This is a genomic window from Methylobacterium carpenticola, assembly GCF_042748905.1.
Taxonomy (GTDB): domain Bacteria; phylum Pseudomonadota; class Alphaproteobacteria; order Rhizobiales; family Beijerinckiaceae; genus Methylobacterium; species Methylobacterium carpenticola.
In genome coordinates this window covers 1,374,076-1,389,563 of the sequence record NZ_JBHZEO010000001.1, presented here as the reverse complement: position 1 = coordinate 1,389,563, position 15,488 = coordinate 1,374,076, and the positions used below count along the sequence as shown (strand labels likewise).

18 protein-coding genes are annotated in these 15,488 nt (G+C 73.3%); 11 read left to right on the top strand and 7 right to left on the bottom strand.

The window, feature by feature from the left end; translation table 11 throughout:
* Positions 1–223 precede the first annotated feature (223 nt).
* A complete protein-coding gene (locus tag ACE101_RS06715) occupies positions 224–1,018 on the top strand; it encodes an ABC transporter permease (protein WP_379138506.1) in 795 nt (264 codons plus the stop codon).
* Between the two features lie 5 nt (positions 1,019–1,023).
* Positions 1,024–1,827 carry an ABC transporter ATP-binding protein gene (locus ACE101_RS06710; RefSeq protein WP_379127052.1) on the top strand — a complete coding sequence of 268 codons (804 nt, stop codon included), beginning with the start codon at positions 1,024–1,026 and terminating at the stop codon, positions 1,825–1,827.
* On the opposite strand, the gene ACE101_RS06705 is transcribed toward ACE101_RS06710, so the two are convergent.
* The 5 genes from ACE101_RS06705 to ACE101_RS06685 all read right to left on the bottom strand — a co-directional run bounded on the left by ACE101_RS06705 (position 1,790) and on the right by ACE101_RS06685 (position 6,669).
* Positions 1,790–2,035 (bottom strand): hypothetical protein, encoded by a 246-nt coding sequence (locus ACE101_RS06705; protein WP_379127050.1) that lies wholly within the window; start codon positions 2,033–2,035, stop codon positions 1,790–1,792. The two genes, ACE101_RS06710 and ACE101_RS06705, sit on opposite strands and share 38 nt — an antisense overlap.
* 213 nt (positions 2,036–2,248) lie before the next feature.
* Positions 2,249–2,542 carry a hypothetical protein gene (locus ACE101_RS06700; protein WP_379127048.1) on the bottom strand — a complete coding sequence of 98 codons (294 nt, stop codon included), beginning with the start codon at positions 2,540–2,542 and terminating at the stop codon, positions 2,249–2,251.
* 133 nt (positions 2,543–2,675) lie between these two features.
* Entirely contained in the window at positions 2,676–5,438 is a 2,763-nt protein-coding gene (uvrB, locus tag ACE101_RS06695; protein ID WP_379127046.1) for an excinuclease ABC subunit UvrB, read from the bottom strand.
* Positions 5,439–5,536: 98 nt separating this feature from the next.
* A complete protein-coding gene (locus tag ACE101_RS06690; protein ID WP_379127044.1) occupies positions 5,537–5,725 on the bottom strand; it encodes a hypothetical protein in 189 nt (62 codons plus the stop codon).
* Between the two features lie 20 nt (positions 5,726–5,745).
* A complete protein-coding gene (locus tag ACE101_RS06685) occupies positions 5,746–6,669 on the bottom strand; it encodes a LysR family transcriptional regulator (RefSeq protein WP_379127042.1) in 924 nt (307 codons plus the stop codon).
* Positions 6,670–6,877: 208 nt separating this feature from the next.
* On the opposite strand from ACE101_RS06685, the gene ACE101_RS06680 reads away from it, so the two are divergent.
* Entirely contained in the window at positions 6,878–7,276 is a 399-nt protein-coding gene (locus ACE101_RS06680; protein ID WP_379127040.1) for a DoxX family protein, read from the top strand.
* Between the two features lie 11 nt (positions 7,277–7,287).
* Positions 7,288–7,824 (top strand): VOC family protein, encoded by a 537-nt coding sequence (locus ACE101_RS06675; RefSeq protein WP_379127038.1) that lies wholly within the window; start codon positions 7,288–7,290, stop codon positions 7,822–7,824.
* Here ACE101_RS06675 and ACE101_RS06670 read toward each other — a convergent pair.
* On the bottom strand, positions 7,772–8,026 hold the full coding sequence (locus ACE101_RS06670; RefSeq protein WP_379127036.1) for a DUF3297 family protein: 255 nt from the start codon (positions 8,024–8,026) through the stop codon (positions 7,772–7,774). The genes ACE101_RS06675 and ACE101_RS06670 overlap by 53 nt on opposite strands.
* A gap of 275 nt (positions 8,027–8,301) precedes the next feature.
* Here ACE101_RS06670 and ACE101_RS06665 point away from each other — a divergent pair, with 275 nt between their 5' ends.
* The 3 genes from ACE101_RS06665 (at position 8,302) to ACE101_RS06655 (ending at position 9,540) form a co-directional block, all read left to right on the top strand.
* Positions 8,302–8,442: a hypothetical protein gene (locus tag ACE101_RS06665; RefSeq protein ID WP_379127035.1), complete on the top strand. Its 141-nt coding sequence runs from the start codon at positions 8,302–8,304 to the stop codon at positions 8,440–8,442.
* Positions 8,439–8,723 (top strand): hypothetical protein, encoded by a 285-nt coding sequence (locus tag ACE101_RS06660; protein ID WP_379127033.1) that lies wholly within the window; start codon positions 8,439–8,441, stop codon positions 8,721–8,723. The genes ACE101_RS06665 and ACE101_RS06660 overlap by 4 nt, the downstream gene beginning before the upstream one ends.
* Before the next feature lie 109 nt (positions 8,724–8,832).
* The gene (locus ACE101_RS06655) at positions 8,833–9,540 is read left to right on the top strand and encodes a hypothetical protein (RefSeq protein WP_379127031.1); all 708 of its coding nucleotides are present in this window, start codon (positions 8,833–8,835) and stop codon (positions 9,538–9,540) included.
* 4 nt (positions 9,541–9,544) lie between these two features.
* On the opposite strand, the gene ACE101_RS06650 is transcribed toward ACE101_RS06655, so the two are convergent.
* Positions 9,545–10,435 (bottom strand): lytic transglycosylase domain-containing protein, encoded by an 891-nt coding sequence (locus ACE101_RS06650; protein WP_379127029.1) that lies wholly within the window; start codon positions 10,433–10,435, stop codon positions 9,545–9,547.
* Between the two features lie 111 nt (positions 10,436–10,546).
* Between ACE101_RS06650 and ACE101_RS06645 the strand changes: the two genes are divergently transcribed.
* Genes ACE101_RS06645 through ACE101_RS06630 form a run of 4 tightly spaced genes read left to right on the top strand, consistent with a single transcriptional unit; the run spans position 10,547 to position 15,485 of the window.
* Positions 10,547–12,166: an ABC transporter ATP-binding protein gene (locus ACE101_RS06645; protein WP_379127028.1), complete on the top strand. Its 1,620-nt coding sequence runs from the start codon at positions 10,547–10,549 to the stop codon at positions 12,164–12,166.
* Positions 12,163–13,380 (top strand): phosphopentomutase, encoded by a 1,218-nt coding sequence (locus tag ACE101_RS06640; protein ID WP_379127026.1) that lies wholly within the window; start codon positions 12,163–12,165, stop codon positions 13,378–13,380. Before ACE101_RS06645 ends, ACE101_RS06640 begins: the two co-directional genes overlap by 4 nt.
* A gap of 10 nt (positions 13,381–13,390) precedes the next feature.
* Positions 13,391–14,806, top strand: coding sequence for a cytochrome P450 (locus tag ACE101_RS06635; RefSeq protein WP_379127024.1), 1,416 nt, complete (start codon positions 13,391–13,393; stop codon positions 14,804–14,806).
* A gap of 40 nt (positions 14,807–14,846) precedes the next feature.
* Complete coding sequence (locus tag ACE101_RS06630) at positions 14,847–15,485, top strand: TetR/AcrR family transcriptional regulator (RefSeq protein ID WP_379127022.1); 639 nt, start codon at positions 14,847–14,849, stop codon at positions 15,483–15,485.
* Positions 15,486–15,488 lie beyond the last annotated feature (3 nt).

The window sequence follows — 15,488 nt, the reverse complement described above, 5'->3', positions numbered from 1 at the left end:
GATCGCGCGCGGGCCATCCGCCCGCTCGAGGGTGGAGACGGTGCCGCAGGAATCCTGAACTGTCCCGCTGACGGCTCGACGCTCCGTGCTTGATCCTGAGGCCGGGCCGCCCCTACCCCTCTCCCGCCCGGGCGGGGGGATCCCCCGCTTCCTCCGCCCGATCCCTGCCGCGACCGCCGTCATCGATGAATTCCGGAGCCCCCTCGTGATCCGCTCTCCCGTCCTGCGCGGCGCGCTCCTGCCCGTCGGACTTCTCGTCGTCTGGGAAATCGCCAGCCGGGCCGGCCTGTTCTCGGCCGTGGTGCTGCCCCCGCCGAGCGCCGTCGCGGTGCGCTGGGTCCAGGGGCTGATCCCCGCTCTGCCCCACGACCCGCAGAGCCAGAGCTACCTCGCGTGGCTGTTCTCCGGCGAGCTGCCCCACGACGCGGTGGCGAGCCTCGGCCGGGTGATCGCCGGCTTCGTCATCGGGGTCGGCTTCGCCCTGCCGGTGGGGCTCCTGATGGGCACCAGCGACCGGCTCTACGGCCTCGTGAACCCGCTGCTCCAGATCCTGCGGCCGATCCCGCCGATCGCCTACATCCCCCTCGCCATCGTGTGGTTCGGCCTCGGCAACCCGCCGGCCCTGTTCCTGATCGCCCTCGGCACGTTCTTCCCGGTGCTGGTGAACACGGTGGCGGGGGTGCGGCAGGTCGATTCCATCTACATCCGGGCGGCCCGCAACCTCGGCGCCAAGCCCTGGACCCTGTTCCGGCGCGTGATCCTGCCGGCGGCGAGCCCCTTCGTGCTCGCCGGCATGCGGATCGGTATCGGCACCGCCTTCATCGTGGTGATCGTGGCGGAGATGATCGCGGTGTCGGACGGGCTCGGCTACCGCATCCTGGAGGCGCGCGAATACATGTGGTCGGACAAGATCATCGGCGGCATGCTGACCATCGGCCTCCTCGGCCTGCTGATCGACTCGGCGATGTCGCGGCTGAACGACCACCTGCTGCGCTGGCATCGCGGATTGGAGCGGTGACGCGCATGAGCCGGGATTCCGCCGAGATCGCCATCGCGCAGGCCTCGAAGGTCTTCGGGACGGGCGAGCGCGCCGTGGTGGCGCTGGAGAACGTCACCGCCACCATCCCCGAGGGCCAGTTCGTCTGCCTGCTCGGCCCCTCGGGCTGCGGCAAGTCCACCCTCCTCAACGCCATCGCGGGTTTCGCGCCGCTCACCGGCGGCGACATCCGCGTCGGCGGCCGGCCGGTGGCCGAGCCCGGCCCCGACCGCGGCATGGTGTTTCAGGAATACGCCCTGTTCCCCTGGATGACCGTCGAGCAGAACATCCGCTTCGGCCTCGACATCAAGGGCGTGCGGCGGCCGGAGGCGGAGGGCATCGCCGCGCGCATCGCCGGCACCCTCGGCCTGTCCGACTTCATGGGGCGCTTCCCGAAGGACCTGTCGGGCGGCATGCGCCAGCGCGTCGCCATCGCCCGCATCCTGGCCCTCGACCCGCCGGTGATGCTGATGGACGAGCCCTTCGGCGCCCTCGACGCGCTGACCCGGCGTACCCTGCAGGACGAGCTGCTGCGGATCTGGGCGGAGTACCGCAAGACCATCGTCTTCGTGACCCACTCGATCGAGGAGGCGATCTACCTCGCCGACCGGATCCTGGTGCTGACCTACCGGCCCGGGCGCCTGAAGCGGGACATCGCGGTGAAGCTGCCGCGCCCGCGGGACACCGCCTCGGCGGAGTTCAACGCTCTCAAGCGCGACCTCGCCGGGCTGGTGATGGAGGAACAGCAGCGCTTCACCCAGGCCGAGCTGACGGGGGCGGCGGTCGACTGAGCGAGCGGCGGCGCAGGAGGAGGATCAGGCCGCCGGTCCCCAGCACCGTCGCGGCGCCCGCGGCCATCAGGATGCGCCGGATCAGCGGCGCGTAGACCCCGCGGGCGGGATCGTAGCCGCAGCAGAGCAGGGTGAGCCGGTCGGCGAGGCTGCCGGTGCGGCCTTCGCCGGTCTCCACCAGGGCGGGGCGCAGGTCGCCGCCCGTCATCGCGGGAGGCGAAAGGGCGCGGGCGACGCGCCGTCCGGGGTCAGTGCGGGCCGGGCCCCGCGACGGCTATCCGTGTCGGCCGGGGCGGTCTCTCGACGGGACGTCGTCACCGGCTTCGCCGATCCTCATGAATGGCAAACCATTCCTTCCATCAACCGTCCCATCCCTGTCCCGGAAGAGCGCAGCGACAGTGGACGGAGGCGGGGGTCCCCGTCAGCGGGCGTCGCCCGCGCCGTCGCCGGCCCCCGTCGCGCGCCGCTCGTGCGCCGGGATGTGATCGAGCGGGTTCGTGCGCCGGCTGGCGTTGCCGGTCAAACCCGTGTCCCCCGGCATGACCTTGGTGTCGGGCTTCAGGGTCTGCGGCGGCGGCAGGTCGGAGGCGCGTCCCTCGGCGGGCACTTCCGCGGCTCTCGGCTGGTCGCGGCGATCGGAAATCGCGTGGGCGGGCGCGACGGCGAGCAGCAGCAGCGCCAGACAGGGTCCGAGCGGGCGGGCCAGCAGGGTCATCGGGACATCCTCGGTGCGATGGCGGACGGATGCTCACGGCCGGCGGAGCCGCGCCCGGCTCTTCCTGGGAGTCAAGTCCTGGGGGTCAAGACGCGCGACGCGGGTGGCGGTTCCGGCCGGCGCGCCGCGTCGCTCACCCCCGTCCCTTGCGCCCCTTGTATTTCGGCCGCTGGCCCGGGAAGCCCTGGGTCGAGCGCGCCGCCGGCCGCTCGGTGAAGATCGGGATCTCCCGGTCGGTCCCCGGGCCCATCTCGTCGAGGGTCGGCTTGCGGATGCGGGTGCCCTCGTCCGAGCGGCCCTTGCCGAGGGGGCCCGAGCCCAGGGGCTCCCGTCCGCCACCGGTGCCGGGCGGCAGGTCGGCGTTGCGGCCGTAGCGGCGCTTGGCGCCCTTGGCGCCCTTGGCGCCGTAGCGGCCGGCCTGATCCTCCACCTCGTCCTGCCGGGCCATCGGATCGTCCGCGATGGCGAGTTCCGTCGCCTGCAGGCGCTTCAGCTCGTCGCGCAGGCGCGCCGCCTCCTCGAAGTCGAGATCGGCGGCGGCGGCGCGCATGCGCTTCTCCAGATCCGCCATCACGGCCTTGAGGTTGTGGCCGACCGTCACCGCCCCCTTGGCGAGGCCGGTATCCACCTGCACGTGGTCGCGCTCGAACACGCTCTCCAGAATGTCGGCGATGTTGCGCTTCACGCTCTGGGGCGTGATGCCGTGCTCGGCATTGTAGGCGAGCTGCTTGGCCCGGCGCCGCTCGGTCTCGGCGATGGCGCGGTCCATCGAGCCGGTGCGCTGGTCCGCGTACAGGATCACCCGGCCCTCGGCGTTGCGCGCCGCGCGGCCGATGGTCTGGATCAGCGAGGTCTCGGAGCGCAGGAAACCCTCCTTGTCCGCGTCGAGGATCGCCACCAGGGCGCATTCCGGGATGTCGAGGCCCTCGCGCAGGAGGTTGATGCCGATCAGCACGTCGAAGGCGCCGAGCCGCAGGTCGCGGATGATCTCGATGCGCTCCAGCGTGTCGATGTCCGAGTGCATGTAGCGCACCCGCACGCCGTTCTCGTGCAGGTACTCGGTGAGATCCTCGGCCATGCGCTTGGTGAGCGTGGTGACGAGGGTGCGGTAGCCGGCCTGGGCCACCTCCTTCACCTCGCCGAGGAGGTCGTCCACCTGGCTGCGGGCCGGGCGGATGATCACCTCCGGATCCACGAGGCCGGTCGGGCGGATGACCTGCTCCACGAAGACGCCGCCGGTCTGCTCCATCTCCCACTTGGCCGGCGTCGCCGAGACGTGGATCGATTGCGGGCGCATCGCGTCCCATTCCTCGAACCGCAGCGGGCGGTTGTCGAGGCAGGAGGGCAGGCGGAAGCCGTATTCGGCCAGCGTCGCCTTGCGGCGGAAGTCGCCCCGGTACATGCCGCCGATCTGCGAGACCGTGACGTGGCTCTCGTCCGTGAAGACCAGAGCGTTGTCGGGCAGGTACTCGAACAGGGTCGGCGGCGGCTCGCCGGGCTTGCGGCCGGTGAGGTAGCGCGAATAGTTCTCGATGCCGTTGCAGGCGCCGGTCGCCTCGATCATCTCGAGGTCGAAGGTGCAGCGCTGCTCCAGCCGCTGCGCCTCGATCAGCCGGCCCATCCGGGTCAGCTCCTCGACCCGCCATTTCAGCTCGTCCTTGATGCCCTTCACCGCCTGCTGGAGGGTCGGCCGGGGCGTCACGTAGTGGCTGTTGGCGTAGATCTTGACGAATTTCAGCGGGTTGATGGTCTTGCCGGTGAGCGGGTCGAACTCGGTGATGGCCTCGACCTCGTCGCCGAACAGGCCGATGCGCCAGCCGCGGTCCTCCAAGTGGGCCGGCCACAGCTCGATCACGTCGCCCCGCACCCGGAAGGTGCCGCGGGCGAAATCCGACTGGATGCGCTTGTACTGCAGGGCGACGAGGTCGGCGATGAGCTGGCGCTGCTCGATCTTCTCGCCGAGCGTCACCGTGAACGACATCGCCGTATAGGTCTCGACCGAGCCGATGCCGTAGATGCACGACACCGAGGCGACGATGATGACGTCGTCCCGCTCCAGGAGCGCGCGGGTGGCCGAGTGGCGCATCCGGTCGATCTGCTCGTTGATCGACGATTCCTTCTCGATGAAGGTGTCCGAGCGCGGCACGTAGGCTTCAGGCTGATAGTAATCGTAGTAGGATACGAAGTACTCGACCGCGTTGTCCGGGAAGAAGGACTTGAACTCGCCGTAGAGCTGGGCGGCCAGGGTCTTGTTGGGGGCGAGGATGAGGGCGGGGCGCTGGGTCTCCTCGATGACCTTGGCCATCGTGAAGGTCTTTCCGGAGCCGGTGACGCCGAGCAGCACCTGGTCGCGCTCGCTCCTGCGCACGCCCTCCACGAGGTCAGCGATGGCCTTGGGCTGGTCGCCCGCGGGCTTGAAGTCGGATTTGAGCCGGAAGGCGACGCCGCCCTCCGACTTCTGCGGCCGCTCGGGCCGGTGCGGCACCCAGGGCTTGCCGTCCTTGAACAGCGGGTTGCCCTCGGTGAGCAGCCGGGTCAGCGCGTCCACCGTGGCCGAGACGCCCTGCGTCGCCAGCGAGGTCTGCTCGTCCTCGGCGAGGTCCGGCCCGTCATCCCCGGCGCGCAGGCCGAGGGACTTCGCGAGGGCCGGGTCGACGTCGGAGACGGTGCCGTGCGCGAAGGCGGCCTGCGGCGCCTCGCCGAAGCCGGGCGCGTCCGCCTTCTTCGGGCGTCCGCGCCTGCGGGGCTCCGGCGCGGGCGCGGCGGCGTCCTGCGCCGGCAGGCGGTCGCGGTTGAGGGCCGGGTTCAGGAGTTCCGCAAGGAACGGATCCAGCGGCTTCAGCTCGGGCTTCGAGGCCTTGGCCGCGGAGGCGCGCGGTTTCTTCGGGGCGGGCATGGGGGGAATATGGAGCCGTTCCCTCACCGGAGGAAGACGACCGGGCGACGGGATGCCGCGGCATGAATGCGCCGCCAGCCCCGATCCCCCGGGCGCCCTCACCGCTGCGCGGGTTCGGGCGCGCGCTCCGCCGCCAGAGGCCCGTGCATCGACGGCACGACCAGCAGCGACGTTGCGGCGAGGAACAGGAACACCGCGTCCCAGCTCGCCCAGTCGCGCAGCGCTCCCGGCACCCGCGCTCGTCCACGAGAGCGGGTGCCGGGCAGCCGGAGGCGCGACCGCCCCATCGCTCATCGGGCGCCAGGGCTCATCGGGCGCCAGGAGCATCCGGCCCCGGCAGACCCCGGTCCCAGGCGGGTTCGCCGCCGAAGCGTTCGGCCAGGAACGCCACGCAGGCCCTGACCTTGGCGGGCTGGCGCCGGCCCGGCGGCATCAGGGCGTGGATCGGCAGCACGGCCGGCTCCCCGCCGAGGTCGAGCGCCACGAGCCGCCCGTCCCGCAGGGCCTCCGACACGATGAAGGTCGGCTGGTAGATCAGCCCCTGGCCGGCGATCGCCGCCGCCAGCAAGGCGTCGCCGTTCGAGGCGCGCAGGTTGCCGGAGACCGGATAGGCCCGGCCGCCGAAGCGCCAGCCCTCGGCGCTCGCGAGCGTGTAGCCGAGGCAATTGTGGCCCGCGAGGTCCTCGGGCCGGCGCGGCGTACCTTGCGCCGCCAGATAGGCCGGCGCCGCGCAGAGCCGGACCCGGCAGGGCGCCAGGAACCGCGCGACGAGGCTCGACTCGCGCAGATGGCCGATCCGCACGGCGAGGTCCCAGCCCTCCTCGATCAGGTCGACGGTGCGGTCGTTGAGGCCGAGATCGATCCGCAGGCCCGGATGGGCCGCCGCGAAATCGGTGAGCGCCGGGGCGATCTCGCGCACTCCGAAGGACAGCGGCACGTTGAGCCGCAGGGTGCCGCGGGGCTCCTCCGCCTCGGCGCCCGCCGCGGATTCCGCCTCGTCGATCTCGGCGAGGATCCGCTCGCAGGCCTCCAGATAGCCGCGCCCCGCCTCCGTCAGGGTGAGGCGGCGCGTGCTGCGGTGCAGGAGCCGCGTGCCGAGCCGCTCCTCCAGCGCGGCCACGTGCTTGGTGACGCCGGTCGGCGACAGGCCGAGCGCCCGGCCGGCCGCCGAGAAGCTGCCGAGCGTGGCCACGCGCGTGAAGACCTGCATGCCGGTGACGCGGTCGAGCATCGATCCCTCTCATACGGTTTCCGGATGATCGCTTCGCGATGCGGAAACCGGCCTCGCTCAGGCGCCGCGCGGGCTCGTGATACGGTTTCCGAAAGTGATCTTCCGGAAACCGTATCACTCCGCGAGTGTGAGCTGAATGGCGGGAATACCGGATTATCTTCTCCCCGGAACGAGGATACTGCGCGGTCACGCAACCGGAGTTTCCCCGATGACCGACGCCCGCACCGCCCCCTACGCCGCCCTGCTGCTGCGGATCAGCCTCGGCGGCCTGTTCCTGGCTCATGCCGGCCTGAAGCTGTTCGTGTTCACCCCCGCCGGCACCGCCGCCTTCTTCGGCAAGCTCGGCCTGCCGCCGGCCCTCGCCTACGCGGTGATGGCCGCGGAGGCGCTGGGCGGCCTCGCCCTGATCCTCGGGGTCTATGCGCGCTGGGTGGCGCTCGCCCTGGTGCCGATCCTCGTCGGCGCCATCGTCGCCGTCCACGGCGCCAACGGGTTCTTCGCGCAGAACCCGGGCGGCGGCTGGGAGTTCGTCGGGTTCTGGACGGTGGCCCTGCTGGTCCAGGCGCTGCTCGGCAGCGGAGCCCACGCGCTGACGCGCGAGGCCTGATGGAGGCCGCGATGACCGAGGACCCGACCCCGATCCATCCCGGAACACGCATCGGACACGTGCACCTGAAGGTGGCCGATCTCGACCGGGCGCTCGCCTTCTACGGCGGCGTCCTCGGCTTCGCGCTGATGCAGCGCTACGGCACGCAGGCCGCCTTCGTCTCGGCGGGCGGCTACCATCACCACATCGGCCTCAACACCTGGGAGAGCCAGGGCGGCCGGCGCCCGCCGCCGGGCACGACGGGCCTCTACCACGTGGCGATCCTCTACCCGACCCGGGAGGCGCTGGCCGATGCCCTGGCGCGCCTCGATGCCGCCGGCATCCCCCTGACGGGGGCGAGCGACCACGGGGTGAGCCAAGCCCTCTACCTCGACGATCCGGACGGCAACGGGCTCGAACTCTACTGGGACCGGCCCGAGGCCGAGTGGCCCCGGGACGCGGAGGGGCACCTCCGGATGACGACCCGGCGGCTCGACCTCGCGGCCCTGCGGGCGCTCAGCCCTCGGCCGGCGGCGGGCCCCGGAAATACGGCTCCACCGGCCCCTTGAGCTTGATCGTCATCGGGTTGCCGAAACGGTCGCGGGCATTGCCCGCGACCAGGCGCACCCAGCCCTCGCTCACGCAATATTCCTCGACGTTGGTCTTCTCGGCGCCCTTGAAGCGGACGCCGACCCCGCGCTCCAGGGCGGCGGCGTCGTGGAAGGGGCTGTTCGGATCGGTGCAGAGGCGGTCGGGAGGGGTGTCGCTCATCGGAGGATGTCTCGGGCAGGATGTCTCGGATTGCGGTTGGGCGCTCCCTAGCGGCTCCCGCCCCTCCTGCCAACCGGCCCCGTGCATTGGAATCATCATAATTAAGTTTCCGCTCTCGACCGACGTCATCATAGTATTGAACCGATCCAATCTTTTGTCGTCTGCTTGATTGTCCGAAAAATCCGGCGCATGTCTTGGGTGCCGGGCGAGATCATCGCCGCCGCAGCGGCGGCAAGCGCCCGTCGGCCGATGTTCGAGATGCGACGGAGCCAGCGATGGTGCGTGCCCTGACCCTGATCCACGGCTGCGTGGGATTGCTGCGCGAAGGCTGGCCGATGCGCCGGGTCGGGGTGGAGCAATGGGTCGCGCTGCTGGCCGAGCGCTCCGGGCCCCGCGCCGGGAGGGACGGGCGATGAGCGCTGACGACGCGCTCGCCCAGGCGCTGACCCGGGCCTTCTGGCAGGCGCTGGAGCGGCGCCCGATGCCGCCGATGGCGGCGCTCGAAGCGGCGGCCCGCACGGTCGGCGACCTTTACCGGCAGGTGGCCTCCCTGCACGGGGACCGGCCCGGCTGCGGCTGCGGCTGGCAGCCCGAGGCGGAGGAGGACCTGATGCGGCTGGAGGCCGCCCTGGCGACGGCCCTCGCCGAACCGCCCCCGCTCGATCTCGCCGCTCTGCCCGTGGCCGGCCGGGCCTGAGCCTCAGCGCCGGATGAGGCCCGGGACGGCGACGGATTCGCCGCAGTTGCCGCGGGGCTCGCCGTCCGCCCGAAAGCGTGTAGGCTCCCTGTCCAGACCGGGAGGCTCCATGCGCGGCGCGTTCGACCACATCCTCCACTGGCGGCTGCTGCCGGGGTCCCACGCCTTTCCGGGCCCGGACGGCGGCACCTGCATCAACGAGGCCGCCATCGTCGCGGCCGGACTCCCCTACCGGGCGATCCGCTCCTCGGCCGATTGCCCGCCCTGCTTCTCGCGCCCGCTCGCCGCCTACGCGCTCGGCCTCAACGACGCCATGCCGGATGCGGAGCGCCCGCGGCTGATGAGCTTCGTGCTGCGCCTCTCCGGCTCCGCCGACGATCCGGCCGTGGAGGCGGCGCGCACCGCGCATCTCACCCTCCAGACGGTGCGGCGCCTGCTGCCCGGGGTCTTGGAGCAGGTCGCCCTGACGGCGGAGGCCGAAGGCTGCCGGACCGCGGATCATCTGGAGGAGGCGGTGGCCGCCGCCCGCGCGGCCTCCTGGGCCGCGGGCTCCGTGGCCGATGCGGCGGCGCGCGGCGGGGTCTGGATCCGCGGGGCGCGGGCGGCCGCGGCCTGCCGCGCCGCCACCTTCGCGGCCGAGACCGACGCCCGCGCGGCGGCCGATGCCGCCGAGGCCGCCGCCCTGTTCTCGCCCGCCGTCTGGGCGGAGGCGGTGGCGATCCTCGACGAGGCCCTGGCGATCGGCCGGCAGGCACCGCCGCTCGCCGTGGAGACGGCCCGCCGCCGCATGGACGAGGCGCGGGCGGGCATAGCCTGACGGATCAGGTCTTCAGGACGAGGCAGGCTCCGCCGACGCCGCGGATGCGGTTGCACAGGGCCTCGGCGGCGGGGCGCGTCTCGGCGGGGACGCGGATCCGGTAGAAGGCCCGCGTGCCTCGGCTGCGGAAGCGGGTGCCGATCACCATCGGGCGCACGTCGCCCAGGATGGCGGCGTAGCGGTCCCGGGCGCGGCCGAAGGCGGCGAGCGCCGCCGCCTTGGAGAAGTTGCCGGCGAGCTGGATGCCCCAGGGGGCCAGCGACGGCGTACTGTCGGCGAAGTAGGTCTCGTTGCGGCCGCGCACGCGCAGGGCCGCGGTCACCTGCAGGCAGCGGGTGCCGGCGGGCTCGGTGATGTCGCCCTTCTGGTCGCCCTTGGCCTCGGCGGCCCAATCCTCGGCCGGGCGGCCGGTGATGGCGGCGACGTAGGCCCGCGTCTCGCCCGGGAGCCCGCCGCTGCCCGCAAGCCAGGCCGAGACCCGCCCCGGCCCGCCATTGTAGGCCGCCGCCGCGAGGCCGAGATTGCCGAAGCGCCGCCGCAGATCGGTGAGAAGCCGCGCGGCGTGCGGGATCGCCTGCTCGGGATCGAACGGATCGGAGAGGCCGCGCTCGGCGGCGGTGCCCGGCATGAACTGCGCCACGCCCTGCGCGCCGGCCGGGCTCACCACGTGCGGGCGGAAGCTGCTCTCGCGCCAGATCAGCCGGGTCAGGAAGGCGACGGGAAGGGATTGCGCCTGCGCGGCCCCCTCGATGAGCCGGCAGAGCGCCTGCTCCACCGTCTCGGTGGCGCCGCCGGCCGCCTGCGCGGCGGCCGGGCGCGGGCAGAGGGCGAGGAGGATCAGGCAGAGGAGGATCGGGCGGGTCACGCTGCCGATGTAGCGCGTTCGGCCGGGCATGCGAGCCGACACGCTTCCGCCGCTGGCGCCGGGCAGCAGAGTGTCGCAGGTTGCGGGAGCGGGCCGCTGCCCCGTAGAACCCCTTCGTCCCCGCGAAAACCCGACGAGGCGATGACAGCCCCGCTCCTCTCCGTCCAGGACCTGTCCGTCGCCTTCCGCCAGGGAGGGCAGGAGACCCGCGCGGTCGACCGCGTCTCGTTCGAGATCCGGCCCGGCGAGACCCTCGCCCTGGTGGGCGAATCCGGATCCGGCAAGTCGGTGACGGCGCTCTCGGTCCTGCGCCTCCTCGACGGGGCGGTGCCCGGCGGGCGCATCCAGTTCAAGGGCCGCGACCTCCTCGCCCTGCCCGAATCCGCGATGCGGGAGGTGCGCGGGGCGGACATCACCATGGTGTTCCAGGAGCCGATGACCTCGCTCAACCCGCTCCACCGCATCGCCGACCAGATCGGCGAGGTGCTGCGGCTGCACCGCAAGGTGCCGGACCGCGGCGTGCGGGCGCGGGTGCTCGAACTCCTCACCCTCGTCGGCATCCGCAACGCCGAGCAGCGCCTCACCGCCTATCCGCACGAACTCTCCGGGGGCCAGCGCCAGCGCGTGATGATCGCGATGGCGCTCGCCTGCGAGCCCGATCTCCTCATCGCCGACGAGCCGACCACCGCCCTCGACGTGACGGTGCAGGCGCAGATCCTCGCCCTGCTCGCCGACCTCAAGGCCCGGCTCGGCATGGCGATGCTGTTCATCACCCACGACCTCGGGGTGGTGCGGCGCGTGGCCGACCGGGTCTGCGTGATGTGGCAGGGCCGCATCGTCGAGACGGGGCCGGTGGCCGAGGTCTTCGCCCGGCCGCAGCACGGCTACACGCAGCGCCTCCTCGCCGCCGAGCCGACCGGGCGCGGCAACCCGGTGGCGGCGGGCGCCGAGACCCTGGTCGAGGCCGGGCCGATCCGGGTGTGGTTCCCGATCCGGCAGGGGCTCCTGCGGCGCATTGTCGGCCACGTGAAGGCGGTGGACGGCGTCTCCGTGCGGGTGCGGGCGGGGGAGACGGTCGGAGTGGTGGGCGAGTCGGGATCCGGCAAGACCACGCTCGGCCTCGCGCTCCTGCGCCTCACGGCCTCGGACGGCCCGATCGTCTATCTGGGCCGGCGCCTCGACGGGCTCACGCAGGGCGGGATGCGGCCCCTGCGCCGCGAGATGCAGGTGGTGTTCCAGGATCCCTACGGCTCCCTCTCGCCGCGCATGTCGGTGGCCGAGATCGTGGAGGAGGGGCTCCTCGTCCAGAAGAGCGCCCGCACGGCGGCCGAGCGGCGGCGCATCGTGGCGCAGGCGCTGGCGGATGTCGGGCTCGATCCCGCCGCCATGGACCGCTACCCGCACGAATTCTCCGGCGGCCAGCGCCAGCGCATCGCCATCGCGCGGGCCATGGCGCTCGATCCCCGCTTCGTCGTGCTGGACGAGCCGACCTCGGCCCTCGACATGTCGGTGCAGGCGCAGATCGTGACGCTGCTGCGGGAGCTTCAGACTCGCCGCGGCCTCGGCTACCTGTTCATCAGCCACGACCTCAAGGTCGTGCGGGCGCTCGCGAACCGGGTGATGGTGATGCAGAACGGGCAGGTGGTGGAAGAGGGCGAGACCGAGGCGATCTTCTCCGCGCCCCGGACCGCCTACACGCGGGCCCTGTTCGCCGCCGCCTTCGATCTCGCCGCGGCCCCGGCCGGCGCGGTGCGCGAGTGAGCCGCGCCCTCCTCATCGTGCTCGATTCCGTGGGGATCGGGGGAGCGCCGGACGCCGGAACCTACGGCGATGCCGGGGCCGACACGGTCGGGCACATCGCCGAGGCCTGCGTCGCCGGCGCGGGCGACCGAGCGGGCCTGCGCCAGGGGCCGCTGCGGCTGCCGCACCTCGCCGAACTCGGCCTCGGCCTCGCCGCCGGGGCCGCGACCGGCCGCATCCCGCCGGGCCTCGCGCCCGCGCGGCCGGTGTCCGGCGCCTGGGGGAACGCGGTCGAGACGGCGCGGGGCAAGGACACGGTCTCGGGCCATTGGGAGATCGCGGGCGTCCCGGTCGGCTTCGACTGGGGCCATTTCCCCGCGACGCGGCCGAGCTTCCCGGCGGATCTCACCCGCGCCCTGATCGCCGAGGCGGGCCTCCCCGGCATCCTGGGCGATTGCCACGCCTCCGGCACCGCCATCATCGAGGAACTCGGCGCCGAGCACGTCCGCACCGGACGGCCGATCTGCTACACCTCCGCCGACAGCGTCTTCCAGATCGCCGCGCACGAGGAGGCGTTCGGTTTGGCGCGGCTCTACGCGCTCTGCGCCGTGGCCCGCCGCCTCTGCGATCCCTACCGGATCGGCCGGGTGATCGCCCGGCCCTTCACGGGCGATGCGGATCGCGGCTTCACCCGCACGGCGAACCGCCGCGACCTCGCCACGCCGCCGCCCGGCGACACGCTCCTCGACCGGATCGTGGCGGCGGGACGGCCGCTCGTCAGCGTCGGCAAGATCGGGGACATCTTCGCCCATCGCGGCACCGGCCGCGAGCTGAAGCCCGCGGGCAACGACGCCTGCCTCGACGCCGCGCTCGCCGCCTTCGCGGCGCTCGGCCCGGGCGGGCTGGTCTTCGCGAACCTCGTGGATTTCGACACCGAGTACGGCCATCGCCGCGACGTGCCGGGCTACGCCGCCGCCCTCGAACGCTTCGATGCCCGCATTCCCGAGATCCGCGCCGTCCTGAGGCCCGGCGACCTCTGCCTGATCACGGCCGACCACGGCAACGATCCGACCTGGAGCGGGACCGAGCACACCCGCGAGCAGGTGCCCGTCCTGGCCTTCGGGCCGGGCATCCCGCCGGGGCCGATCGGCCGGCGCGAGGGTTTCGCGGATCTCGGCGCGGCGGTGAGCGCGCATCTCGGCCTGCCGCCCGTCGGCGGGCGCTCCTGGCTCTGAGCGGCCGGGCATGGCTCCGAGTGCGCGTGCCGGGGACGGCACGGATCCCTACGTCCCGCCGATGCCGCCCCTGGCCGACAGGGTGGGTTGGCTGCGCCTGCTGCGGGCGTTCCGGCGCAACACGCTGGACGCCTTCCCGCGCGCCTGCCTGCACGAGCCGGCGGTGAGCCTTCCGCTGCCGGGCGGCGGTCGCGTGGTGCTGCTCTGCACGCCGGACGCCGCGCGCCACGTCCTCGTCGCCGGGGCGGGCGACTTCGCGCGGCTGCCGGCGGCGCGGCGCGTCCTCGGGCCGATCGCCGGGCGCGGCCTCGTCCTGGCCGAGGGCGAAGCGTGGCGGCGCCAGCGCAAGGTGCTCGCCCCCGCCTTCACACCCCGCACCGTGCCGCTGATGGCCGGCCACACCGCACGGGCGACCGAGGGCGCGATGCACCGCCTCGCCGCCTCCGGCGGCGCGCCGGTCGACCTCCATTCGGAGATGCAGCGGCTCAGCCTCGACATCGCGGCCGCCGCGATGTTCTCGCTCGAAACCGGCCCCTTCGAAGCCCGGATCCGCGGGATGATCTCGGGCTATCTCGGCGGCCTCGGCCGTCCGCGCGTCTCGGATTTCCTGCTGCCGCCGGGCTGGCCGACGCCCGCCTCGCCGGCCCGGGCCCTGTTCCGCCGCCGCTGGCTGCGCCTCATCCGCGACGTGGTCGCGGTCCGGCGCGCGCAGGGTCGCGGCGGGGCGCCGCGCGACCTGTTCGATCTCCTCAGCGCGGCGCATGCGGACGGTCACGACGGGCTCCTCGCCGACGAGGTCGGGACCATGATCGTGGCCGGCCACGAGACCACGGCCTCGACCCTGTTCTGGGCGGCGCTGCTCCTCGCCCGCGCCCCCGCCGTGCAGACGGCCCTGGCGCAGGAGGCCGCTCCGCTCGATCTCGGGCCGGAGGGTGCGGCGGAGAGCCTGCCGCGCCTCCCCCTCGCCCGGGCGGTGGTGCAGGAGACGCTGCGCCTCTATCCGCCCGCCTACATGATCGCCCGCCGGGCGCGGCGGGCCACCGAGGTCTGCGGCACCGCGGTGCCCGCCGGCGCCACGGTGATGATCCCGACCTGGGTGATGCACCGCAATCCGCGCTGGTGGGTGCGGCCCGAGGCCTTCGACCCGCAGCGCTTCCTGCGTCCCGGCGAGGAGCCGGACCGCTTCGTCTACCTGCCCTTCGGGGCGGGGCCGCAGGTCTGCATCGGGGCGCAGCTCGCCCTGGCGGAGGCGACCCTGGTCCTCGCGCGGCTGTCCCGCGACTTCGTCCTCACCCTGGATGACGACCGGCCGGTGATGCCCGTCGCCACCGTGACGGTGCGGCCGGACCACGCGCCCCGCTTCCGGCTGCGGCCCCGGGCGCCGGTGCCGCGCGAACCATTATCGCTTCTGCCGGAGATGGGGTAAGGAGCCGGATCCCCCGGTCGGCGCGTGGAGTTCTGTTTCGGTGCGACCCTGGCGCAGCGGCCCGTCCGACCGGCGCGGCTATCATCACGGCAACCTCAAGGAAGCGCTGATCGAGGCGGCCCGCCGCTTCATCGCCGAGCGCGGCCTCGGCGGCTTCACCCTGGTCGATGCGGCGCGCCTCGTCGGCGTCTCGCCCGCCGCGCTCTACCGGCATTTCCGCGGGCGCGAGGCCCTGCTGGAGGAGGTGGCCGAGCGCGGCTTCACGGAACTCGCCGGGCGGCTCGGCCGGGCCCTGCGCGGCCCCGGCACCCCGCTCGAACGCTTCACCCGGATGGGCGAGGCCTATCTCGCCTTCGCCGAGGAGGAGCCCGGCTACTACGCGGCCATCTTCGAGGCGCGCCCGCTCGCCGCGCAGGAGAGCGGGCCGCCGCGGCCGCCGCGCGACACCGACGCCTTCTCGCTCTTGGTGGACGCCCTGCGCACGACCTTCCCGGACGGGTTCTCCGGCGTCGATCCGCGCTTCATCGCCCTCGAGGTCTGGGCGCTCTCGCACGGCATCGCCACTCTGGCGGCGGCCGGGCGGCTTCCCGTGGGGCCGGGATTGCCCAGCAAGTACGACCTGCTCCGGGCGGGGGTGCTCGCCCTGGTACACGGCGCGGGCGGCCGGCGCGGCCCTTGAGCG

What these genes read in the sequence shown, in the direction of transcription:
- ACE101_RS06710 (WP_379127052.1), top strand. Translation starts at nt 1,024, where the DNA reads ATGAGCCGGGATTCCGCCGAGATCGCCATCGCGCAGGCCTCGAAGGTC.
- ACE101_RS06705 (WP_379127050.1), bottom strand. Translation starts at nt 2,035, where the DNA reads ATGACGGGCGGCGACCTGCGCCCCGCCCTGGTGGAGACCGGCGAAGGC.
- ACE101_RS06700 (WP_379127048.1), bottom strand. Translation starts at nt 2,542, where the DNA reads ATGACCCTGCTGGCCCGCCCGCTCGGACCCTGTCTGGCGCTGCTGCTG.
- uvrB (WP_379127046.1), bottom strand. Translation starts at nt 5,438, where the DNA reads ATGCCCGCCCCGAAGAAACCGCGCGCCTCCGCGGCCAAGGCCTCGAAG.
- ACE101_RS06690 (WP_379127044.1), bottom strand. Translation starts at nt 5,725, where the DNA reads ATGGGGCGGTCGCGCCTCCGGCTGCCCGGCACCCGCTCTCGTGGACGA.
- ACE101_RS06685 (WP_379127042.1), bottom strand. Translation starts at nt 6,669, where the DNA reads ATGCTCGACCGCGTCACCGGCATGCAGGTCTTCACGCGCGTGGCCACG.
- ACE101_RS06680 (WP_379127040.1), top strand. Translation starts at nt 6,878, where the DNA reads ATGACCGACGCCCGCACCGCCCCCTACGCCGCCCTGCTGCTGCGGATC.
- ACE101_RS06675 (WP_379127038.1), top strand. Translation starts at nt 7,288, where the DNA reads ATGACCGAGGACCCGACCCCGATCCATCCCGGAACACGCATCGGACAC.
- ACE101_RS06670 (WP_379127036.1), bottom strand. Translation starts at nt 8,026, where the DNA reads ATGAGCGACACCCCTCCCGACCGCCTCTGCACCGATCCGAACAGCCCC.
- ACE101_RS06665 (WP_379127035.1), top strand. Translation starts at nt 8,302, where the DNA reads ATGGTGCGTGCCCTGACCCTGATCCACGGCTGCGTGGGATTGCTGCGC.
- ACE101_RS06660 (WP_379127033.1), top strand. Translation starts at nt 8,439, where the DNA reads ATGAGCGCTGACGACGCGCTCGCCCAGGCGCTGACCCGGGCCTTCTGG.
- ACE101_RS06655 (WP_379127031.1), top strand. Translation starts at nt 8,833, where the DNA reads ATGCGCGGCGCGTTCGACCACATCCTCCACTGGCGGCTGCTGCCGGGG.
- ACE101_RS06650 (WP_379127029.1), bottom strand. Translation starts at nt 10,435, where the DNA reads ATGCCCGGCCGAACGCGCTACATCGGCAGCGTGACCCGCCCGATCCTC.
- ACE101_RS06645 (WP_379127028.1), top strand. Translation starts at nt 10,547, where the DNA reads ATGACAGCCCCGCTCCTCTCCGTCCAGGACCTGTCCGTCGCCTTCCGC.
- ACE101_RS06635 (WP_379127024.1), top strand. Translation starts at nt 13,391, where the DNA reads ATGGCTCCGAGTGCGCGTGCCGGGGACGGCACGGATCCCTACGTCCCG.